Origin of the sequence: Collimonas humicola, assembly GCF_018304945.1 — a bacterium.
In the GTDB taxonomy this organism is placed as follows: domain Bacteria; phylum Pseudomonadota; class Gammaproteobacteria; order Burkholderiales; family Burkholderiaceae_D; genus Collimonas; species Collimonas humicola.
In genome coordinates this window covers 222,247-240,815 of sequence record NZ_JAGQEE010000003.1, presented here as the reverse complement: position 1 = coordinate 240,815, position 18,569 = coordinate 222,247, and the positions used below count along the sequence as shown (strand labels likewise).

Sequence of the window (18,569 nt, the reverse complement as noted above, 5' to 3'; positions counted from 1 at the left end):
TAAGCCGAACGAATAAGTGTCGGTCCCCAATGGGCCGAGTAAGTGGGTAGCTATGATGGCTGTCCGCGAGTGTGCAGATACAAAAGATCTGTCGCTCAACTGAAGATTGAAAGGAATCGAAATGCCACGTCGTCGTGAAGTTCCCAAGCGGGAGATTCTGCCGGATCCGAAATTCGGTAATGTTGATGTTGCGAAGTTCGTCAACGTCCTGATGTTGTCCGGTAAGAAATCGGTCGCAGAAAACATCATTTACGGTGCCTTCGAGCACATTCAAGCCAAATCCGGCAAAGATCCGCTGGAAGTGTTTGCCCTTGCTATCAGCAACGCCAAACCATTGGTTGAAGTCAAGTCGCGTCGCGTTGGTGGTGCAAACTACCAGGTGCCAGTTGAAGTCCGTCCTGTCCGTCGTATGGCGTTGTCGATGCGCTGGTTGCGTGAAGCAGCCAACAAGCGCAGCGAAAAATCGATGCCGCAACGCCTGGGCGGCGAATTGATGGAAGCCGCAGAAGGCCGCGGCGGCGCAATGAAAAAGCGTGACGAAGTTCACCGTATGGCAGAAGCGAACAAGGCGTTCTCGCACTTCCGCTTCTAATAGACTGGGCAGCCGGCTCCCTGATTCGAGCCGCTGTCCGCATCTGAAATTTGTTCGAGCCGAGCGCATATTTTTATCAAAAATGGCGCTCGGTTTCGTGCATTAAAAGACTTAGGATTAAATCATGGCTCGCAAGACCCCCATTGAGCGCTATCGCAATATCGGTATCTCCGCTCACATCGATGCAGGTAAAACCACGACTACAGAACGCGTTCTGTTTTATACCGGTGTGAATCACAAAATCGGTGAAGTGCATGATGGCGCGGCCACCATGGACTGGATGGAGCAGGAACAAGAGCGTGGCATCACGATCACTTCCGCTGCGACCACCTGTTTCTGGAAGGGCATGGCGGGTAATTTCCAGCCTCACCACATCAACATCATCGACACACCGGGCCACGTTGACTTCACGATTGAAGTTGAACGCTCGATGCGTGTTCTGGACGGCGCCTGCATGGTTTACTGTGCAGTCGGCGGCGTGCAGCCGCAGTCGGAAACAGTGTGGCGTCAAGCTAACAAGTACAAGGTTCCACGTCTGGCATTCGTCAACAAGATGGACCGTACCGGCGCGAACTTCTTCAAGGTTTTCGAGCAGATGCGCGCTCGCCTGAAGGCTAACCCTGTACCTATGCAAGTACCTATCGGCGCTGAAGACAAGTTCGAAGGCGTGATCGACCTGGTCAAGATGAAGGCGATCTACTGGCACGACGATACCCAGGGCATGACTTTCGACTACCGCGACATTCCGGCCGAACTGGCTGCGGATGCTGCCAAGTGGCGCGAAAACATGGTCGAAGCCGCTGCTGAAGCATCGGAAGATCTGATGAACAAGTACCTGGAAGAAGGTGACTTGACTGAAGCCGAAATCAAGGCTGCGATCCGTCAGCGTACCCTCGCCAGCGAAATAGTGCCGATGATGTGCGGCACGGCGTTCAAGAACAAGGGCGTGCAAGCCATGCTGGACGGCGTGGTCGACTACCTGCCGTCGCCGCTGGACGTGCCGCCGGTTCCTGGCCTGGACGAAGATGATGCGCCGATCTCGCGTAAAGCGGAAGACACTGAAAAGTTCTCCGGCTTGGCGTTCAAGATCGCAACCGATCCGTTCGTTGGTCAGATCTGCTTCATGCGCTGCTACTCGGGTACTTTGAACTCGGGCGACACCGTGTTGAACTCGATCAAGGGCAAGAAAGAGCGTATCGGCCGTATCGTGCAGATGCACGCCAACCAGCGCGAAGAAATCAAGGAAATCCTGGCTGGCGACATCGCTGCGCTGATCGGGATGAAAGATACGACTACTGGCGATACATTGTGCGACACCAGCGCATTCATCATCCTGGAACGCATGGTGTTCCCGGAGCCGGTGATTTCGCAGGCAGTCGAGCCTAAGACCAAGGCTGACCAGGAAAAAATGGGCCTGGCGCTGAACCGTCTGGCGCAAGAAGATCCTTCGTTCCGTGTCCGCACAGACGAAGAGTCGGGCCAGACCATCATCGCCGGTATGGGCGAGTTGCATCTGGATATTATCGTCGATCGCATGAAGCGTGAATTCAACGTTGAAGCGACTGTCGGTAAGCCACAGGTTGCGTATCGCGAAACCATCCGCAAGACTTGCGAAGAAATCGAAGGCAAATTCGTCAAGCAATCCGGTGGTCGTGGTCAATACGGTCACGTGGTTCTGAAGATCGAACCGCAAGAACCAGGCAAGGGCTTTGAGTTCGTCGACGCGATCAAGGGCGGTACCGTTCCACGCGAATACATCCCTGCAGTTGAAAAGGGTGTCCGCGAAACATTGAACACCGGTGTCCTGGCCGGCTACCCAGTGGTAGACGTCAAGGTAACCCTGTTCTTCGGTTCTTACCATGACGTTGACTCGAACGAAAATGCGTTCCGCATGGCCGCTTCGATGGCGTTCAAGGACGGCTGCCGTAAAGCCAGCCCGGTTATTCTGGAGCCAATGATGGCTGTTGAAGTCGAAACTCCGGAAGACTACGCTGGTACCGTGATGGGCGATCTGTCGTCGCGTCGCGGCATGGTGCAAGGCATGGATGAAATCGCCGGCGGTGGCGGCAAGATCATCAAGGCCGAAGTACCTCTGTCGGAAATGTTCGGTTACTCGACTTCGTTGCGTTCGGCTACACAAGGCCGTGCAACCTACTCGATGGAATTCAAGCATTACTCCGAAGCGCCGAAGAACGTTATCGATGCAATCGTAACGTCCAAAGCCAAGTAATCAAGCAAGTAACCCTTGTCCGCCACGAGCGGGCAAGGGCTGAAATGTTTCACTCATTGTTTAACGACATCGTTCTTTTTGAAGGAAGAATAAAATGGCAAAAGGTAAATTCGAGCGGACCAAGCCGCACGTCAACGTCGGCACTATCGGCCACGTCGACCACGGCAAGACCACGCTGACAGCAGCGATCGCGACAGTATTGTCGAAGAAGTTTGGCGGCGAAGCCAAAGCGTACGATCAGATTGACGCAGCGCCGGAAGAAAAAGCGCGCGGCATCACGATCAACACTGCTCACGTTGAATACGAAACTGCAAACCGCCACTACGCTCACGTTGACTGCCCAGGCCATGCTGACTATGTGAAGAACATGATCACTGGCGCGGCTCAGATGGACGGCGCGATCCTGGTGTGCTCCGCAGCTGACGGCCCGATGCCACAGACTCGCGAACACATCCTGCTGTCGCGTCAAGTTGGTGTGCCATACATCATCGTGTTCCTGAACAAGGCCGACATGGTCGACGACGAAGAGTTGCTCGAGCTGGTCGAAATGGAAGTGCGCGAGCTGTTGACCAAGTACGAATTCCCAGGCGACGACCTGCCGATCATCAAGGGTTCGGCGAAGCTGGCCCTGGAAGGCGACACTGGCCCATTGGGCGAGCAAGCCATCATGGCTCTGGCGGAAGCACTGGACACTTACATCCCGACACCGGAACGTGCTGTTGATGGCGCCTTCCTGCTGCCAGTGGAAGACGTGTTCTCGATCTCCGGCCGCGGTACGGTTGTGACCGGTCGTGTTGAGCGCGGTATCGTCAAGGTTGGCGAAGCGCTGCAAATCGTGGGTATCCGCGATACACAAGACACCACATGTACTGGCGTTGAAATGTTCCGCAAGCTGCTGGACCAAGGTCAAGCCGGCGACAACGTAGGCGTGCTGCTGCGCGGCACCAAGCGTGAAGACGTGGAGCGGGGCCAAGTGTTGGCCAAGCCAGGTTCGATCAAGCCACACAAGCATTTCACAGGCGAGATCTATGTTCTGTCGAAAGACGAAGGCGGCCGTCACACGCCGTTCTTCAACAACTACCGTCCACAGTTCTACTTCCGTACGACGGACGTGACTGGTTCGATCGAGTTGCCGAAAGACAAAGAAATGGTCATGCCAGGCGATAACGTGTCGATCACAGTGATGCTGATCAACCCGATCGCGATGGAAGAAGGTCTGCGTTTCGCGATCCGCGAAGGTGGCCGTACTGTTGGTGCAGGCGTTGTTGCCAAGATCCTGCCTGACGCGTAATAGCAAAGTTGCAAGGCAATAGGCAGGCCGCTCCGGCGGCTTGTCAATGTACTCATATACCGTGGGTGGCTGTCATCCACGGTTCGTTCTTTTAAGGAAAATCATGTCAGCTCCTAACCAAAAAATCCGCATCCGCCTGAAGGCTTTCGACTACAAACTGATCGACCAGTCGGCTCAGGAAATCGTTGATACAGCCAAGCGCACCGGCGCCGTCGTCAAGGGTCCAGTACCACTGCCGACACGTATCCAGCGTTTTGACGTATTGCGTTCGCCGCACGTCAACAAGACTTCGCGCGATCAGTTCGAAATCCGTACCCACCAGCGTCTGATGGACATCGTTGACCCAACCGACAAGACTGTCGATGCGTTGATGAAGCTGGACCTGCCAGCCGGCGTGGACGTGGAAATCAAGCTGCAGTAATAAATTCGCAATAATTGTGGGGCAGACTTCAGGAGCCGCGGCAGCGTGGCGAATGGTCTGCCCCCAGTTTTTTCGGGTGTTGTAAATCAGCCTTAACCGCTGAATGTTTGACATACCACGACAAAGATGGTCTTGCAAATAAAAATTTACGCGGTTATACTGATCGGCTTCGGTGCGATTGCCGGCGGATTTCGTCTTTGCAGTCGTGCTTATTTTAGTTGTACAAACATCAGCCCTGCCCAATCGTAGGCGGGAATGGAGAAAAACAATGAGCTTAGGCCTTGTTGGTCGCAAGGTTGGCATGATGCGCATCTTCACGGAAGATGGGGATTCAATCCCAGTAACCGTGTTGGACGTGTCGAACAACCGCGTGACCCAAATCAAAACGCCTGAAACAGACGGTTATACCGCTGTTCAAGTTGCATTCGGTTCGCGTCGCGCTTCACGCGTGACTAAAGCCGCCGCCGGTCACTACGCCAAAGCTGGCGTCGAGGCTGGTACCATCCTCAGAGAATTCCGCATTGATTCAACCAAGGCTTCCGAGCTGAAGGCCGGCGAAGTTATCGCTGCTAGCCTGTTCGAAGTCGGTCAAAAGGTTGACGTTCAAGGTGTCTCGATCGGTAAGGGTTACGCTGGTACCATCAAGCGTCACAACTTCTCGTCCGGTCGTGCTACCCACGGTAACTCCCGTTCGCATAATGTTCCAGGTTCCATCGGTATGGCGCAGGATCCAGGTCGCGTTTTCCCTGGTAAGCGCATGACCGGTCACATGGGTGACGTTACTGTAACCACGCAAAACCTCGAGATCGCACGTGTTGACGCTGAGCGCCAACTGCTGCTGGTCAAGGGCGCGGTTCCAGGTGCAAAGAACGGCCAAGTCGTGGTCAGCCCTGCGATCAAAATCAAAGCTAAGAAGGGAGCCTAATTCATGGAACTCAAGCTCCTGAATGACCAAGGTCAAGCTGCTTCGAACGTTGCTGCTCCGGATACCATTTTCGGCCGCGACTACAACGAAGCTCTGATTCACCAGGTCGTAGTTGCTTACCAGGCTAACGCTCGTAGCGGTAACCGTAAGCAAAAAGACCGTGAAGAAGTGCATCACACGACTAAGAAGCCATGGCGCCAAAAGGGTACTGGCCGCGCTCGTGCCGGTATGTCGTCCTCGCCACTGTGGCGCGGCGGTGGTCGGATTTTCCCGAACTCGCCGGATGAGAACTTCACCCACAAAGTAAACAAGAAGATGTATCGCGCAGGTCTCTGCTCGATTCTGTCGCAGTTGGCACGCGAAGGTCGCCTGTCGGTCGTCGAGAATTTCTCGGTCGAAGCGCCAAAGACCAAGCTGCTGTCACAAAAGCTGAAGACCATGGGTCTGGATTCCGTGTTGGTGATTACCGACAACCTGGAAGAAAACCTGTTGTTGGCGTCGCGCAACCTGCCAGGCTTCCTGGTATGTGAGCCACGTCACGCTGATCCAGTATCGCTTGTGTTCTACAAGAAGATCCTGATCACCAAGCTGGCTTTGGCGAAGATTGAGGAGATGCTGGCATGAACGCAATTAAACATAGCGAAGAACGCTTGATGAAAGTGTTGCTGGCGCCAGTGATTTCCGAAAAGGCAACGATGGTTGCGGAGAAGAACGAGCAAGTCGTTTTCCGTATCGCACCAGACGCTACCAAGCTGGAAGTCAAGGCTGCTGTCGAGCTGCTCTTCAAAGTTCAGGTTGAATCGGTACAAGTTGCCAATCGCCAGGGTAAGCAAAAGCGTAGCGGCAAGACCATGGGTCGCCGCAACCACACCCGTCGTGCATTCGTATGCTTGAAGCCGGGTCAAGAGATCAACTTCACCGAGGAGGCTAAATAATGGCACTCGTTAAAGTTAAACCAACCTCGCCGGGCCGCCGTGGCATGGTCAAGGTCGTTAATCCCGACCTGTATAAAGGCCGTCCATTCGCAGCCCTGGTTGAGAAGAAATCGAAAACAGCCGGCCGTAACAACAACGGCCATATCACTACTCGCCACATCGGCGGTGGTCATAAGCAGCATTACCGCCTGATCGACTTCAAGCGCACCAAGGATGGCATTCCTGCGAAAGTGGAACGTATCGAATACGATCCAAACCGCACCGCGAATATCGCCCTGTTGTGCTACGCCGACGGCGAGCGTCACTACATCATCGCCACTAAAGGCATGGCTGTAGGCGACCAGGTAATGAGCGGCTCGGAAGCACCGATCAAATCCGGCAACTGCCTGCCAATCCGTAACATTCCGGTTGGTACGATTCTGCATTGCGTCGAAATGCTGCCAGGTAAGGGTGCCCAAATGGCCCGTACCGCCGGCGCCGGCGTCGTGCTGATGGCTCGTGAAGGTACTTACGCTCAGATTCGTTTGCGCTCCGGTGAAGTTCGCCGCGTGCACATCGAATGCCGTGCTACCGTAGGTGAAGTCGGCAATGCCGAACACAGCCTGCGCAAGATCGGTAAAGCGGGTGCGATGCGTTGGCGCGGTGTTCGTCCTACCGTTCGCGGTGTGGTCATGAACCCGGTCGACCATCCTCACGGTGGTGGTGAAGGTAAGACTGCAGCTGGTCGTCATCCAGTTTCGCCATGGGGTCAACAGACTAAGGGTAAGAAGACACGCAGCAACAAGCGTACTACTTCCATGATCGTCTCGCGCCGCGGCAAGAAATAAGGGATAAAACATGACACGTTCATTGAAAAAAGGGCCGTTCTGCGACGCCCACCTGGTGAAAAAAGTTGAAACTGCGCAAGCAGTCAAAGACAAGAAGCCAATCAAGACTTGGTCCCGTCGCTCGACCATCATGCCGGATTTTATCGGTCTGACGATTGCCGTGCATAACGGCAAGCAACACGTCCCGGTATATGTGTCCGAGAACATGGTTGGTCACAAGCTCGGCGAATTCGCGCTGACCCGTACGTTCAAGGGTCATGCTGCTGATAAGAAGGCTAAGAAATAAGGTCCGATGATGGAAACTAAAGCTACCCTCCGCGGCGTGCGCCTGTCGGCCCAAAAGGGCCGTCTGGTCGCCGACCTGATTCGCGGCAAAAAAATTGATCACGCGCTAAACATCCTGACTTTCAGCCCTAAGAAAGGTGCAGCCATCATCAAGCGTGTTCTGGAGTCCGCAATTGCGAACGCAGAACACAATGACGGTGCCGACATCGACGAGCTGAAAGTTACGACGATTTACGTGGAAAAAGGTTCGGTCCTCAAGCGCTTCACAGCGCGTGCTAAAGGCCGTGGCGATCGTATCTCGAAGCAATCCTGTCACATTTACGTGACTGTCGGAAACTAAGGAGTCACGATGGGACAGAAGATTCATCCAACCGGTTTTCGCCTTGCGGTTACACGTAACTGGGGATCCCGCTGGTATGCAGGCAATAGCAATTTTGCCCAAATGCTCGGCGAAGATCTGAAAGTTCGCGCTTTCCTCAAGAAAAAACTGAAGAACGCATCGGTCGGCCGCGTTGTTATCGAGCGTCCTGCAAAGAATGCACGCATCACGATTTACAGCTCGCGCCCTGGTGTTGTTATTGGTAAAAAAGGCGAGGACATCGAAGTACTGAAGTCCGCGCTGACTAAGCTGATGGGTGTGCCGGTTCACGTTAATATCGAAGAAATTCGTAAGCCTGAAATCGACGCACAACTGATCGCTGACTCGATCGCGCAACAGCTCGAAAAACGCATCATGTTCCGCCGCGCGATGAAACGTGCGATGCAGAACGCAATGCGTCTGGGCGCGCAAGGGATCAAGATCATGTCGTCCGGTCGTCTGAACGGTATCGAAATCGCACGTACCGAATGGTACCGCGAAGGTCGCGTACCGCTTCACACACTGCGCGCTGACATCGACTACGGTTTCGGCGAAGCTGAAACCACGTACGGCATTATCGGCATCAAAGTCTGGGTTTACAAGGGCGATCGTCTGGCTAACGGCGATGCGCCGGTAATCGACGTCCCTAACGACGATGACAAGAAACGCCGTGGTCCACGTCGCGATGATGGCAAGCCAGCCGGTCGTCCACGTGCTAAAACTACAACGGCAGGTCCAGGTGCGCCAGCTGCGCGTCCGGCCCGTGCCAAGAAGCCGGATGGTGCTGCTGAAGGTGTTGCTGCTGTTGCTGCACCGGCTGAGAAAGCAGGAGAATAATCATGCTGCAACCAGCACGCAGAAAATATCGTAAAGAGCAAAAAGGCCGCAACAAAGGCATTTCGCATTCGCGCGGCACTGCCGTGTCGTTCGGCGAATTTGGCTTGAAAGCGGTTGGCCGCGGTCGTATCACCGCGCGTCAGATTGAAGCAGCTCGTCGCGCAATGACCCGTCATATCAAACGGGGTGGTCGTATCTGGATTCGTATTTTCCCGGATAAGCCAATTTCGCAAAAGCCTGCCGAAGTCCGTATGGGTAACGGTAAGGGTAATCCCGAGTACTACGTGGCTGAAATCCAGCCAGGTAAAATGCTGTACGAGATGGATGGCGTCGATGAAACACTGGCGCGCGAGGCATTCCGTTTGGCTGCAGCTAAATTGCCACTGTTGACCACGTTCGTCGTGCGTCAAATTGGCCAATAATTGGAGTTAAACATGAAAGCATCTGAACTCCGCGACAAAGATCAAGCGGCCTTGACGAAAGAGCTGAACGAATTGCTGAAGGCACAATTTAGCCTCCGCATGCAAATCGCAACTCAGCAATTGAGCAATACGTCGCAATTGAAGAAAGTTCGTCGCGATATAGCACGGGTCAAGACCGTGATCAATTCGAAGGGCGCCCTGTAATGAACGATCAAGTGAAACAAGCGCTCAAGCGCACGCTGGTTGGTAAAGTAGTGTCCGATAAAATGGACAAGACTGTTACCGTCCTGATCGAACGCCACGTCAAGCATCCTCTGTATGGCAAAATCATCGTGCGTACCAACAAGTACCATGCACATGACGAAACCAACCAGGCCAAGGAAGGCGACGTTGTCGAGATCCAAGAAGGACGTCCAATCTCCAAGACTAAAGCTTGGAGCGTGACACGTGTGGTACAAGTGGCACAAGTCCTGTAAGTAATGGTTGCGAGCCAAGCATTTTGATGTAATAATGCTTGGCTTCGCTCCTGTTGGCTTCCAACAAGAGCGGGCAAGAAAAAATAGCACCACCCCGCAGTACATTTTTGTTCTAGCAAGAAGTTTTGGAAGTCGTCCACCTAAGCAGTGCGCTCAGCAGAGTTGCCCTGACAGGACCAAGACTGACCGTAAATCCGCATCGTGCGGCAGCGAGTTAAGTTGGGAAAGAAAATATTATGATTCAAACGGAAAGCCGGCTCGAAGTAGCCGACAACACTGGTGCACGCGAAGTCATGTGTATCAAAGTTCTGGGTGGTTCCAAGCGTCGCTATGCCAGCATTGGTGATGTGATCAAGGTTACCGTCAAAGTGGCAGCGCCACGTGGTCGCGTCAAAAAGGGCGAGATCTATAACGCCGTTGTCGTGCGGACCGCTAAGGGTGTTCGCCGTCAAGATGGTTCGTTGGTCAAGTTCGATGGCAATGCAGCAGTGTTGCTGAACGCGAAGCTTGAGCCAATTGGTACGCGTATTTTTGGACCAGTCACTCGTGAACTGCGCACTGAGCGCTTCATGAAGATTGTGTCGCTCGCGCCTGAAGTGCTGTAAGGAGTCGAGATGGATAAGATTCGGAAAAGCGACGAAGTAATCGTCCTGACTGGTAAAGACAAGGGCAAGCGCGGTGTTGTAAAGCAACGCGTTGATGCTAATCACGTCGTCGTAGAGGGTGTCAACGTCGCTAAAAAAGCGACCAAGCCAAACCCGATGACTGGTGTAACTGGTGGCATCATTGACAAGCTGATGCCAATTCACGTGTCAAATGTTGCGTTGTTCAACGCTGCAACTGGCAAGGCAGATCGCGTTGGTTTTAAAGATGTGGACGGCAAGAAAGTCCGCGTTTTCAAGTCCAGCGGCGAAGTTGTTAAGGTTTAAGAGATCATGGCCCGTCTCCAAGAATTCTATAAAGATAAAGTCGTTACCGACCTGACAGCGAAATACGCTTACAAGTCCGTAATGGAAGTGCCGCGCATCCTGAAGATCACCCTGAACATGGGTCTGTCGGAAGCGATTGCGGACAAGAAAATCATTGAACACGCTGTTGGCGATTTGACCAAGATTGCAGGTCAGAAGCCAGTCGTGACCAAGGCACGGAAAGCTATCGCGGGCTTCAAGATCCGCGAAGGCTATCCAATCGGTTGCATGGTTACATTGCGTGGCGCTCATATGTACGAGTTTCTGGATCGCCTGATCACAGTCGCGCTGCCGCGCGTTCGTGACTTCCGTGGCGTCTCCGGTCGTGCATTTGACGGTCGTGGTAACTACAATATCGGCGTGAAAGAGCAGATCATTTTCCCCGAAATTGAATACGACAAGATTGATGTGTTGCGTGGTATGAATATCAGTATCACGACGACTGCAAAGACCGACGACGAAGCAAAATCGCTTCTCGCCGCATTTAAATTTCCGTTCAGAAACTGAGGTTGCCATGGCAAAACTGGCACTGATTAACCGTGAACAAAAGCGCGCTGACCTGGTAAAGAAATACGCCGGTAAGCGTGCCGAGTTAAAGGCAATCATTGATGACCAATCGAAGTCGGAAGAAGAGCGCTACGAAGCTCGCTTGAAATTGCAAGCGCTGCCACGTAACTCGGCTCCGACCCGTCAACGTAATCGTTGCTCCCTGACTGGTCGTCCACGTGGCACTTTCCGCAAGTTCGGTCTGGGCCGTATTAAGCTCCGTGAAATCGCCATGCGTGGCGAAATTCCGGGTATGACTAAAGCAAGCTGGTAATAGGAGAATATGCAATGAGTATGAGCGATCCTATCGCCGATATGCTGACCCGTATCCGCAATGCGCAAGTAGTTCACAAGACAACCGTGGCAATGCCATCGTCGAAGGTCAAGATTGCGATTGCCAACGTCCTCAAGGACGAGGGTTACATTGAAGATTTCGCTGTCGCAGAAGAAGGCGGCAAAGCGGAACTCAAAATCGGTTTGAAGTATTACGCCGGCCGTCCTGTTATCGAACGTCTTGATCGCGTATCCCGTCCAGGGCTGCGGATCTACAAGGGCAAAGATGACATCCCTAACGTGATGAACGGCTTAGGTGTGGCAATTATTTCGACACCTGCTGGTGTCATGACGGACCGCAAAGCGCGCGCAACCGGTGTCGGTGGCGAAGTTATTTGCTACGTCGCCTAAGGAGTGCAATATGTCACGTGTAGGTAAAATGCCGATTGCACTGCCGACTGGCGCGGAAGCGACCATTACAGCAGCGCAGATCACAGTCAAGGGCCCATTGGGCTCGCTTTCCCAGGCTTTGAATGGCCTGGTAAAAATCGAAAACAACAACGGCACGCTGAATTTCGCGGCCGCTGACGACAGCCGCGAAGCCAATGCGATGTCCGGCACACTGCGTGCTCTGGTCAACAACATGGTCAACGGCGTAACCAAGGGCTTCGAAAAGAAGCTGAACCTGGTTGGCGTGGGTTTTCGTGCGCAAGCTCAAGGTGACAAGTTGAACCTGTCGCTCGGTTTTTCGCATCCTGTTGTTCATCAGATGCCAGAAGGCGTCACCGTGGCAACACCGACGCAGACCGAAATCCTGATCAAGGGTATCGACAAGCAACGTGTTGGCCAGGTTGCTGCAGAAGTTCGTGCTTACCGCGAACCTGAGCCTTATAAGGGCAAGGGCGTTCGTTACTCGGACGAAGTGGTAGTCCTTAAAGAAACCAAGAAGAAGTAATAGGGGTTGACGATGGATAAGAAACAATCACGTCTGCGCCGTTCACGCCAAACGCGTGCCAAGATCGCAGAGTTAAAGGTGAACCGCCTGGCAGTGCATCGTACCAACTTGCACATTTACGCCAGCATCATCGGCCCTGACGCTAAAGTGCTGGCTTCGGCCTCCACACTGGAAGCTGAAGTACGTGCAGAACTGGCCGGTAAGTCCGGTGCAGGCGGCAATGCAGCAGCTGCATCTCTGGTTGGCAAGCGCGTTGCCGAGAAGGCACTGAAAGCTGGAGTTACCGAAGTTGCGTTTGATCGCTCCGGTTTCCGTTACCACGGCCGCGTCAAGGTGCTGGCAGATGCCGCCCGTGAAGCTGGTCTGAAGTTCTAAGGAAGAATCGTCATGGCAAAAATGCAATCAAAAATGCAAAGCGATAAGCCGGATGATGGCATGCGCGAAAAAATGATCGCGGTCAACCGTGTGACCAAAGTGGTCAAGGGTGGTCGTATCATGGGTTTCGCAGCATTGGCTGTTGTTGGTGATGGCGATGGCCGTATCGGCATGGGCAAGGGCAAATCGAAAGAAGTGCCGGTTGCTGTGCAGAAGGCTATGGAAGAAGCCCGTCGCAAGATGATCAAGGTAACGCTCAAGAACGGTACTCTGCAACACGCTATTTCCGGCAAGCACGGCGCGTCATCGGTTTTGATGCTGCCAGCGAAAGACGGTACTGGTGTTATTGCCGGCGGTCCAATGCGCGCAATTTTTGAAGTACTGGGTGTGACGAACGTTGTGGCCAAGTCCACAGGTTCCACCAATCCGTACAACATGGTTCGTGCTACTTTGAACGGCTTGTCAAAAATGAACACTCCATCGGAAATCGCCGCCAAGCGTGGTAAGTCCGTTGAAGAAATTCTGGGCTAAGGTGATCAAAATGACAAAGACTGTAAAAGTACAACTGGTCAAGGGTTTGATCGGCACGCGCGAAACTCATCGCGCAACAGTTCGCGGCCTGGGCCTGCGTCGTGTCAATTCGATTTCCGAATTACAAGACACGCCAGCTGTGCGCGGCATGATCAATAAAGTGTCCTATCTTGTGAAAGTGGTGTCGTAAGCTTAGGCTTGCGAACGGAGCAAATTATGGAATTGAATACTATTCAACCTGCAGATGGCGCCAAGCACTACAAGCGTCGCGTTGGTCGTGGTATCGGCTCGGGCCTGGGTAAGACAGCCGGCCGCGGTCACAAGGGTCAAAAATCGCGTTCGGGCGGTTTCCACAAAGTAGGTTTCGAAGGTGGTCAGATGCCTTTGCAACGTCGTTTGCCAAAACGCGGCTTCAAGTCGATGGCAACGCCGTACAAAGCAGAAGTTCGCTTGTCGGACCTGGAAAACCTGCCAGTAACTGAAGTAGATATCCTGGTGTTGAAGCAAGCTGGCGTGATCGGCGAGCTGGCACGCGTGGTACGCGTCATCCTGTCGGGCGAAGTCACCAAGAAAGTTACGCTCAAGGGCTTGATCGCTACCAAGGGTGCAAAAGCTGCGATTGAAGCGGCCGGCGGATCGGTTGCTTAATTTGTCGTTCTAACTCGTAGCAATGGAGCAATAAGTGGCGACTTCACCCCAACTTGCAAAGAGTGCTGCGAGCGGCTTCCCATGGGGCCGTCTGTGGTTCTTGCTTGCTGCATTGGTTGTATATCGTATTGGTGCTCACATTCCTGTACCAGGAATTGATCCATCGCAGTTGGCGCAATTGTTCAAGCAGCACCAGGGCGGTATTCTGGGCATGTTCAACATGTTCTCTGGTGGTGCGTTGTCGCGGTTCACCGTGTTCGCGCTGGGCATCATGCCGTATATCTCGGCATCGATCGTGATGCAATTGATGTCGATTGTGTCGCCTCAGCTGGAAGCGTTGAAGAAAGAGGGCGAATCCGGTCGTCGCAAGATTACCCAGTACACCCGTTACGGTACGCTGTTGCTGGCGACGTTTCAGGCTCTGGGGATTGCCGTAGCGCTGGAATCGCAACCTGGCCTGGTGCTGGATGCCGGCCTGGCTTTCCGCTTCACTACGGTTGTGACGCTGGTAACAGGAACGATGTTTTTGATGTGGTTGGGCGAGCAGATTACTGAGCGTGGTCTCGGTAACGGCATCTCGATCATCATCTTTGCGGGTATTGCAGCTGGCTTGCCAAATGCGATCGGTGGTTTGTTCGGTCAGGTAAGTACCGGTTCGATGAGTCCCGTGTCGGCGATTTTGATTTGTTTGATCGCGGCCGGCGTAACATATCTGGTGGTATTTATCGAACGTGGCCAACGCAAGATTCTGGTGAATTATGCGAAACGCCAAGTGGGCAACAAGATTTATGGCGGTCAAAGCAGTCATTTGCCGCTGAAGCTGAACATGGCTGGTGTAATTCCTCCAATCTTCGCTTCCTCGATCATCTTGTTTCCTGCGACAATCACGAGTTGGTTTACTTCGGGTGATTCAACCAATCCGGTAGTCAATTTCCTCAAGGATATGGCGGCTTCACTGGCGCCAGGCGAGCCGATTCATGCTCTGCTGTATGCGATAGCGATTGTGTTCTTCTGCTTTTTCTATACGGCGTTGGTATTTAACAGCAAAGAAACAGCTGACAACCTGAAGAAGAGCGGAGCGTTTGTACCAGGGATTCGTCCGGGCGAGCAGACAGCACGTTATATCGACAAGATCCTGATGCGTTTGACACTGGTTGGCGCGGTTTATATTACGGTTGTGTGTTTGGTTCCGGAATTTCTGATCGCCCGCTGGAAAGTACCGTTTTATTTTGGTGGTACATCGCTGTTGATTATCGTAGTGGTCACCATGGATTTCATGGCGCAAGTACAGAATTACGTGATGTCGCAGCAATATGATTCGCTGCTTCGTAAGGCAAATTTCAAGGGCGGCGTTTCGACACGCTAAGTGTTGCAGCGAACGACCAAAGGAACCAGTAGACCGAATGGCAAAAGACGACGTTATCCAGATGCAAGGCGAGATTCTTGAGAATCTCCCCAATGCAACATTTAGAGTCAAGTTGGAAAACGGACATATCGTCCTCGGTCATATTTCTGGCAAGATGCGCATGAACTATATTCGCATCCTCCCAGGAGATAAGGTGACAGTAGAATTGACACCTTATGATTTAAGCCGGGCACGGATTGTGTTCCGTACCAAGTAACTTTTAGTATAGAAAGAAGACGAAAATGAAAGTGCTCGCATCAGTCAAGCGCATCTGCCGCAACTGTAAGATCATTAAGCGCAAAGGCGTGGTTCGCGTCATTTGTACAGAGCCGCGCCATAAACAGCGCCAAGGTTAATTAACGTTATTGATCGAGGAATAACGAATGGCACGTATTGCAGGGGTAAACATCCCCAATCATCAGCACACCGTTATCGGCTTGACAGCCATCTACGGTGTTGGCCGCCCACGCGCAAAAGAAATTTGCGAAAGCACGGGTATTTTGACTACGAAGAAGATCAAAGATCTCGACGATAACGAGCTGGAAAAGCTGCGCGACGAAATTGCAAAATTCGTCGTCGAAGGTGACCTGCGTCGTGAACTGTCGATGAACATCAAGCGTTTGATGGATCTGGGTTGCTATCGTGGTATGCGTCATCGCAAGGGCTTGCCTTGCCGTGGCCAACGTACTCGTACCAATGCACGTACCCGCAAGGGCCCGCGCAAAGCCGCTCAATCGCTGAAGAAATAATTAAGCTGCCACGGTTTCGTGGCAACTGATTGTTTTTAGGTAGTCGGATTCTAGGAAATTATTATGGCAAAGTCCCCAAATAACGCCGCAGCAGCACGTGTGCGTAAAAAAGTTAAAAAGAACGTTGCTGAAGGCATCGCGCACATCCACGCGTCTTTCAACAACACCATCATCACGATTACCGATCGTCAAGGTAACGCGTTGTCGTGGGCGACATCTGGTGGCGCTGGCTTTAAAGGCTCCCGCAAGTCGACTCCATTTGCAGCGCAGGTTGCAGCCGAAGCCGCTGGTAAAGTGGCTGTGGAATGTGGCGTAAAGAACCTGGAAGTGCGTATCAAGGGCCCAGGTCCTGGTCGTGAGTCCGCTGTTCGTGCGTTGAACAACCTGGGTATCAAGATCACCCAGATTCAAGACGTTACTCCAGTACCGCATAACGGTTGCCGCCCACCAAAGCGTCGTCGTATCTAATCTGTACAGATTTTCGTTATTGCCTGGCAATAGCGTATGCAAGTGACCCGCCAATGACCTTGGCGGGTTTTGTTCTTAAGCCCACTGTCTGGTTGAAGGTAAATCAGACTAGCGCCAGGCCGGCGGTTGTTCACTCAGATTCTGGCCGCAAAAGGCAGTAATGCCCCGGCGTCATATTTTTAAAAGGAAGCATCGTGGCACGTTATATCGGACCTAAAGCAAAACTTTCCCGCCGTGAAGGTACGGACCTGTTCCTGAAGAGCGCACGCCGCTCGCTGGATTCCAAGTGCAAGCTGGATTCCAAGCCAGGTCAACATGGCCGCACATCTGGTGCACGTACCTCCGACTACGGTAACCAATTGCGCGAAAAGCAAAAGGTCAAGCGTATGTACGGCATTCTGGAACGTCAGTTCCGTCGTTATTTCGCTGAAGCTGACCGTCGCAAGGGCAACACCGGCGAAACACTGCTGCGTTTGCTGGAAGCGCGTCTGGACAACGTCGTCTATCGCATGGGTTTCGGTTCGACCCGCGCTGAAAGCCGTCAGCTGGTTTCGCACAAAGCATTCACCGTCAACGGCAACGTTGTCAATATCGCTTCGTACCAAGTCAAGACCGGCGACGTGATCGCTGTTCGTGAAAAAGCCAAGAAGCAAGTGCGTATCGTTGAAGCGCTGCAACTGGCCGAACAAGGCGGCATGCCATCGTGGGTTTCGGTAGATGCGAAGAAAATGGAAGGTACTTTCAAGTCCCTGCCAGACCGCAACGAAATTGCTAACGACGTCAACGAATCGCTGATCGTCGAACTGTATTCGCGTTAATTTTAGTTTTTCGACTGTGCCTGGTTCCAGGCGCGGTCGTTTCATCAGGGTGCCTCTGACTATCCTAGTGATTGTTGGCGGCGCCCTTAATGCCATCAGCCTTATCGGTGTAACGAGCCGAGGGTATTGAAGAGGACATTTCATGCAAAACAGCTTGTTGAAGCCACGTATTATCGAAGTAGAAGCACTGGGTGCCGGCCACGCTAAGGTCGTGATGGAACCGTTTGAACGCGGCTACGGCCACACGCTGGGCAACGCACTGCGCCGCGTCCTGCTGTCATCGATGGTTGGCTATGCGCCGACTGAAGTGACCATCGCCGGCGTGGTTCATGAATATTCGTCACTCGACGGCGTGCAGGAAGACGTAGTCGATATCCTGTTGAACCTGAAGGGCGTCGTGTTCAAGCTGCATAACCGCGACGAAGTAACACTGACATTGAAAAAAGATGGCGAAGGCGCTGTGCTGGCTTCCGACATCGATCTGCCGCATGACGTTGAACTGGTCAATCCAGAGCACGTGATTGCCCACCTGACTGCCGGTGGCGCGCTCGACATGCAGATCAAGGTTGAAAAAGGCCGTGGCTATGTGCCGGGCAACGTTCGCCGCCTGACTGAAGATGCCAACAAGACCATCGGCCGCATCATCTTGGACGCATCGTTCTCGCCAGTGCGCCGCGTTTCCTACGCTGTTGAATCGGCGCGTGTGGAACAGCGTACCGATCTGGACAAGCTGGTCATCAACATTGAAACCAATGGCGTGATCACTCCGGAAGAAGCGATCCGCCAATCGGCACGCGTGCTGGTCGACCAGCTGAACGTGTTCGCGGCACTGGAAGGCACTGAAGCTGCTGCTGAAGCACCATCCCGCGCACCGCAAGTTGATCCTATCCTGTTGCGTCCGGTCGATGACCTGGAACTGACAGTACGTTCGGCCAACTGCCTGAAAGCAGAAAACATCTACTACATTGGCGATCTGATCCAGCGTAGCGAAAATGAACTGCTGAAGACGCCAAACCTGGGCCGCAAGTCCTTGAATGAAATCAAGGAAGTCCTGGCATCCCGTGGTTTGACACTGGGCATGAAGCTGGAAAACTGGCCGCCTGCCGGCCTGGAAAAGTAATATTTGTTGTTAGCCCGGGGGTGGGATAGAATCACGCCCCTGGGCTTGTTTTAAGCCCGAAGTATCCATTGTTGCATTAATCTCAACCGGCCCGCGACCAGGCAATGCCGAAGT

The 18,569-nt window shown here is 53.2% G+C and carries 31 protein-coding genes; all 31 read left to right on the top strand.

Translation table 11 applies throughout. The features are described 5' to 3' along the window. Positions 1-121 precede the first annotated feature (121 nt). Positions 122-592 (top strand): 30S ribosomal protein S7, encoded by a 471-nt coding sequence (gene rpsG / locus KHU30_RS12705; protein ID WP_061532009.1) that lies wholly within the window; start codon positions 122-124, stop codon positions 590-592. A 124-nt stretch (positions 593-716) separates the two neighbouring features. Continuing rightward, complete coding sequence (gene fusA, locus KHU30_RS12700; protein ID WP_211442983.1) at positions 717-2,822, top strand: elongation factor G; 2,106 nt, start codon at positions 717-719, stop codon at positions 2,820-2,822. Positions 2,823-2,916: 94 nt separating this feature from the next. Further along, the gene (tuf, locus tag KHU30_RS12695) at positions 2,917-4,113 is read left to right on the top strand and encodes an elongation factor Tu (RefSeq protein ID WP_061532011.1); all 1,197 of its coding nucleotides are present in this window, start codon (positions 2,917-2,919) and stop codon (positions 4,111-4,113) included. A 103-nt stretch (positions 4,114-4,216) separates the two neighbouring features. Then, positions 4,217-4,534 (top strand): 30S ribosomal protein S10, encoded by a 318-nt coding sequence (gene rpsJ / locus KHU30_RS12690; protein ID WP_038484649.1) that lies wholly within the window; start codon positions 4,217-4,219, stop codon positions 4,532-4,534. 268 nt (positions 4,535-4,802) lie between these two features. Further along, entirely contained in the window at positions 4,803-5,459 is a 657-nt protein-coding gene (gene rplC, locus KHU30_RS12685; RefSeq protein WP_061532012.1) for a 50S ribosomal protein L3, read from the top strand. A gap of 3 nt (positions 5,460-5,462) precedes the next feature. Continuing rightward, a complete protein-coding gene (gene rplD / locus KHU30_RS12680; protein ID WP_014004394.1) occupies positions 5,463-6,083 on the top strand; it encodes a 50S ribosomal protein L4 in 621 nt (206 codons plus the stop codon). Further along, entirely contained in the window at positions 6,080-6,394 is a 315-nt protein-coding gene (rplW, locus tag KHU30_RS12675) for a 50S ribosomal protein L23 (RefSeq protein ID WP_061936375.1), read from the top strand. Before rplD ends, rplW begins: the two co-directional genes overlap by 4 nt. Next, positions 6,394-7,221 carry a 50S ribosomal protein L2 gene (gene rplB / locus KHU30_RS12670; RefSeq protein WP_038484661.1) on the top strand — a complete coding sequence of 276 codons (828 nt, stop codon included), beginning with the start codon at positions 6,394-6,396 and terminating at the stop codon, positions 7,219-7,221. Before rplW ends, rplB begins: the two co-directional genes overlap by 1 nt. A 10-nt stretch (positions 7,222-7,231) precedes the next feature. Beyond that, a complete protein-coding gene (rpsS, locus tag KHU30_RS12665) occupies positions 7,232-7,507 on the top strand; it encodes a 30S ribosomal protein S19 (RefSeq protein WP_014004397.1) in 276 nt (91 codons plus the stop codon). Positions 7,508-7,513: 6 nt separating this feature from the next. Next, positions 7,514-7,846, top strand: a complete 333-nt coding sequence (rplV, locus tag KHU30_RS12660; protein ID WP_172656933.1) for a 50S ribosomal protein L22 — start codon at positions 7,514-7,516, stop codon at positions 7,844-7,846. Between the two features lie 9 nt (positions 7,847-7,855). Further along, positions 7,856-8,701 carry a 30S ribosomal protein S3 gene (rpsC, locus tag KHU30_RS12655; RefSeq protein WP_211442982.1) on the top strand — a complete coding sequence of 282 codons (846 nt, stop codon included), beginning with the start codon at positions 7,856-7,858 and terminating at the stop codon, positions 8,699-8,701. 2 nt (positions 8,702-8,703) lie between these two features. Further along, on the top strand, positions 8,704-9,123 hold the full coding sequence (gene rplP / locus KHU30_RS12650) for a 50S ribosomal protein L16 (RefSeq protein WP_061936379.1): 420 nt from the start codon (positions 8,704-8,706) through the stop codon (positions 9,121-9,123). 12 nt (positions 9,124-9,135) lie between these two features. Then, on the top strand, positions 9,136-9,327 hold the full coding sequence (rpmC, locus tag KHU30_RS12645; protein ID WP_014004401.1) for a 50S ribosomal protein L29: 192 nt from the start codon (positions 9,136-9,138) through the stop codon (positions 9,325-9,327). After that, positions 9,327-9,599 (top strand): 30S ribosomal protein S17, encoded by a 273-nt coding sequence (rpsQ, locus tag KHU30_RS12640; RefSeq protein ID WP_014004402.1) that lies wholly within the window; start codon positions 9,327-9,329, stop codon positions 9,597-9,599. Before rpmC ends, rpsQ begins: the two co-directional genes overlap by 1 nt. A gap of 236 nt (positions 9,600-9,835) precedes the next feature. After that, on the top strand, positions 9,836-10,204 hold the full coding sequence (gene rplN / locus KHU30_RS12635) for a 50S ribosomal protein L14 (protein WP_014004403.1): 369 nt from the start codon (positions 9,836-9,838) through the stop codon (positions 10,202-10,204). Positions 10,205-10,213: 9 nt separating this feature from the next. Beyond that, on the top strand, positions 10,214-10,528 hold the full coding sequence (gene rplX / locus KHU30_RS12630; RefSeq protein ID WP_014004404.1) for a 50S ribosomal protein L24: 315 nt from the start codon (positions 10,214-10,216) through the stop codon (positions 10,526-10,528). Positions 10,529-10,534: 6 nt separating this feature from the next. Beyond that, positions 10,535-11,074: a 50S ribosomal protein L5 gene (gene rplE, locus KHU30_RS12625; protein WP_038484668.1), complete on the top strand. Its 540-nt coding sequence runs from the start codon at positions 10,535-10,537 to the stop codon at positions 11,072-11,074. Positions 11,075-11,081: 7 nt separating this feature from the next. Next, positions 11,082-11,387, top strand: a complete 306-nt coding sequence (gene rpsN / locus KHU30_RS12620) for a 30S ribosomal protein S14 (RefSeq protein ID WP_014004406.1) — start codon at positions 11,082-11,084, stop codon at positions 11,385-11,387. Between the two features lie 14 nt (positions 11,388-11,401). Then, positions 11,402-11,797, top strand: coding sequence for a 30S ribosomal protein S8 (rpsH, locus tag KHU30_RS12615; protein WP_014004407.1), 396 nt, complete (start codon positions 11,402-11,404; stop codon positions 11,795-11,797). Between the two features lie 10 nt (positions 11,798-11,807). Beyond that, the gene (gene rplF / locus KHU30_RS12610; protein WP_211442981.1) at positions 11,808-12,341 is read left to right on the top strand and encodes a 50S ribosomal protein L6; all 534 of its coding nucleotides are present in this window, start codon (positions 11,808-11,810) and stop codon (positions 12,339-12,341) included. 12 nt (positions 12,342-12,353) lie between these two features. Next, complete coding sequence (gene rplR / locus KHU30_RS12605) at positions 12,354-12,716, top strand: 50S ribosomal protein L18 (protein ID WP_061936391.1); 363 nt, start codon at positions 12,354-12,356, stop codon at positions 12,714-12,716. Between the two features lie 12 nt (positions 12,717-12,728). Further along, a complete protein-coding gene (gene rpsE, locus KHU30_RS12600; protein ID WP_014004410.1) occupies positions 12,729-13,247 on the top strand; it encodes a 30S ribosomal protein S5 in 519 nt (172 codons plus the stop codon). A 10-nt stretch (positions 13,248-13,257) separates the two neighbouring features. Beyond that, entirely contained in the window at positions 13,258-13,437 is a 180-nt protein-coding gene (gene rpmD / locus KHU30_RS12595; protein WP_211442980.1) for a 50S ribosomal protein L30, read from the top strand. 26 nt (positions 13,438-13,463) lie between these two features. Beyond that, positions 13,464-13,895, top strand: a complete 432-nt coding sequence (gene rplO, locus KHU30_RS12590) for a 50S ribosomal protein L15 (protein ID WP_211442979.1) — start codon at positions 13,464-13,466, stop codon at positions 13,893-13,895. A gap of 34 nt (positions 13,896-13,929) precedes the next feature. Continuing rightward, positions 13,930-15,261 carry a preprotein translocase subunit SecY gene (gene secY, locus KHU30_RS12585; RefSeq protein WP_211442978.1) on the top strand — a complete coding sequence of 444 codons (1,332 nt, stop codon included), beginning with the start codon at positions 13,930-13,932 and terminating at the stop codon, positions 15,259-15,261. A 37-nt stretch (positions 15,262-15,298) separates the two neighbouring features. Beyond that, on the top strand, positions 15,299-15,517 hold the full coding sequence (infA, locus tag KHU30_RS12580; protein WP_014004414.1) for a translation initiation factor IF-1: 219 nt from the start codon (positions 15,299-15,301) through the stop codon (positions 15,515-15,517). A 25-nt stretch (positions 15,518-15,542) separates the two neighbouring features. Next, positions 15,543-15,656 carry a 50S ribosomal protein L36 gene (rpmJ, locus tag KHU30_RS12575; RefSeq protein WP_014004415.1) on the top strand — a complete coding sequence of 38 codons (114 nt, stop codon included), beginning with the start codon at positions 15,543-15,545 and terminating at the stop codon, positions 15,654-15,656. A gap of 27 nt (positions 15,657-15,683) precedes the next feature. Beyond that, positions 15,684-16,049, top strand: coding sequence for a 30S ribosomal protein S13 (gene rpsM / locus KHU30_RS12570; RefSeq protein WP_061536897.1), 366 nt, complete (start codon positions 15,684-15,686; stop codon positions 16,047-16,049). Positions 16,050-16,112: 63 nt separating this feature from the next. Continuing rightward, a complete protein-coding gene (rpsK, locus tag KHU30_RS12565; protein ID WP_014004417.1) occupies positions 16,113-16,517 on the top strand; it encodes a 30S ribosomal protein S11 in 405 nt (134 codons plus the stop codon). A gap of 194 nt (positions 16,518-16,711) precedes the next feature. After that, positions 16,712-17,335 carry a 30S ribosomal protein S4 gene (gene rpsD / locus KHU30_RS12560; RefSeq protein WP_061936397.1) on the top strand — a complete coding sequence of 208 codons (624 nt, stop codon included), beginning with the start codon at positions 16,712-16,714 and terminating at the stop codon, positions 17,333-17,335. 142 nt (positions 17,336-17,477) lie between these two features. Then, positions 17,478-18,455, top strand: coding sequence for a DNA-directed RNA polymerase subunit alpha (locus KHU30_RS12555; RefSeq protein WP_061532025.1), 978 nt, complete (start codon positions 17,478-17,480; stop codon positions 18,453-18,455). The last annotated feature ends 114 nt before the right edge of the window (positions 18,456-18,569 follow it).

Excerpts from the sequence above, each read along its gene's own strand:
- rpsG (WP_061532009.1), top strand. The coding sequence starts at position 122 with ATGCCACGTCGTCGTGAAGTTCCCAAGCGGGAGATTCTGCCGGATCCG.
- fusA (WP_211442983.1), top strand. The coding sequence starts at position 717 with ATGGCTCGCAAGACCCCCATTGAGCGCTATCGCAATATCGGTATCTCC.
- tuf (WP_061532011.1), top strand. The coding sequence starts at position 2,917 with ATGGCAAAAGGTAAATTCGAGCGGACCAAGCCGCACGTCAACGTCGGC.
- rpsJ (WP_038484649.1), top strand. The coding sequence starts at position 4,217 with ATGTCAGCTCCTAACCAAAAAATCCGCATCCGCCTGAAGGCTTTCGAC.
- rplC (WP_061532012.1), top strand. The coding sequence starts at position 4,803 with ATGAGCTTAGGCCTTGTTGGTCGCAAGGTTGGCATGATGCGCATCTTC.
- rplD (WP_014004394.1), top strand. The coding sequence starts at position 5,463 with ATGGAACTCAAGCTCCTGAATGACCAAGGTCAAGCTGCTTCGAACGTT.
- rplW (WP_061936375.1), top strand. The coding sequence starts at position 6,080 with ATGAACGCAATTAAACATAGCGAAGAACGCTTGATGAAAGTGTTGCTG.
- rplB (WP_038484661.1), top strand. The coding sequence starts at position 6,394 with ATGGCACTCGTTAAAGTTAAACCAACCTCGCCGGGCCGCCGTGGCATG.
- rpsS (WP_014004397.1), top strand. The coding sequence starts at position 7,232 with ATGACACGTTCATTGAAAAAAGGGCCGTTCTGCGACGCCCACCTGGTG.
- rplV (WP_172656933.1), top strand. The coding sequence starts at position 7,514 with ATGATGGAAACTAAAGCTACCCTCCGCGGCGTGCGCCTGTCGGCCCAA.
- rpsC (WP_211442982.1), top strand. The coding sequence starts at position 7,856 with ATGGGACAGAAGATTCATCCAACCGGTTTTCGCCTTGCGGTTACACGT.
- rplP (WP_061936379.1), top strand. The coding sequence starts at position 8,704 with ATGCTGCAACCAGCACGCAGAAAATATCGTAAAGAGCAAAAAGGCCGC.
- rpmC (WP_014004401.1), top strand. The coding sequence starts at position 9,136 with ATGAAAGCATCTGAACTCCGCGACAAAGATCAAGCGGCCTTGACGAAA.
- rpsQ (WP_014004402.1), top strand. The coding sequence starts at position 9,327 with ATGAACGATCAAGTGAAACAAGCGCTCAAGCGCACGCTGGTTGGTAAA.
- rplN (WP_014004403.1), top strand. The coding sequence starts at position 9,836 with ATGATTCAAACGGAAAGCCGGCTCGAAGTAGCCGACAACACTGGTGCA.
- rplX (WP_014004404.1), top strand. The coding sequence starts at position 10,214 with ATGGATAAGATTCGGAAAAGCGACGAAGTAATCGTCCTGACTGGTAAA.
- rplE (WP_038484668.1), top strand. The coding sequence starts at position 10,535 with ATGGCCCGTCTCCAAGAATTCTATAAAGATAAAGTCGTTACCGACCTG.
- rpsN (WP_014004406.1), top strand. The coding sequence starts at position 11,082 with ATGGCAAAACTGGCACTGATTAACCGTGAACAAAAGCGCGCTGACCTG.
- rpsH (WP_014004407.1), top strand. The coding sequence starts at position 11,402 with ATGAGTATGAGCGATCCTATCGCCGATATGCTGACCCGTATCCGCAAT.
- rplF (WP_211442981.1), top strand. The coding sequence starts at position 11,808 with ATGTCACGTGTAGGTAAAATGCCGATTGCACTGCCGACTGGCGCGGAA.
- rplR (WP_061936391.1), top strand. The coding sequence starts at position 12,354 with ATGGATAAGAAACAATCACGTCTGCGCCGTTCACGCCAAACGCGTGCC.
- rpsE (WP_014004410.1), top strand. The coding sequence starts at position 12,729 with ATGGCAAAAATGCAATCAAAAATGCAAAGCGATAAGCCGGATGATGGC.
- rpmD (WP_211442980.1), top strand. The coding sequence starts at position 13,258 with ATGACAAAGACTGTAAAAGTACAACTGGTCAAGGGTTTGATCGGCACG.
- rplO (WP_211442979.1), top strand. The coding sequence starts at position 13,464 with ATGGAATTGAATACTATTCAACCTGCAGATGGCGCCAAGCACTACAAG.
- infA (WP_014004414.1), top strand. The coding sequence starts at position 15,299 with ATGGCAAAAGACGACGTTATCCAGATGCAAGGCGAGATTCTTGAGAAT.
- rpmJ (WP_014004415.1), top strand. The coding sequence starts at position 15,543 with ATGAAAGTGCTCGCATCAGTCAAGCGCATCTGCCGCAACTGTAAGATC.
- rpsM (WP_061536897.1), top strand. The coding sequence starts at position 15,684 with ATGGCACGTATTGCAGGGGTAAACATCCCCAATCATCAGCACACCGTT.
- rpsK (WP_014004417.1), top strand. The coding sequence starts at position 16,113 with ATGGCAAAGTCCCCAAATAACGCCGCAGCAGCACGTGTGCGTAAAAAA.
- KHU30_RS12555 (WP_061532025.1), top strand. The coding sequence starts at position 17,478 with ATGCAAAACAGCTTGTTGAAGCCACGTATTATCGAAGTAGAAGCACTG.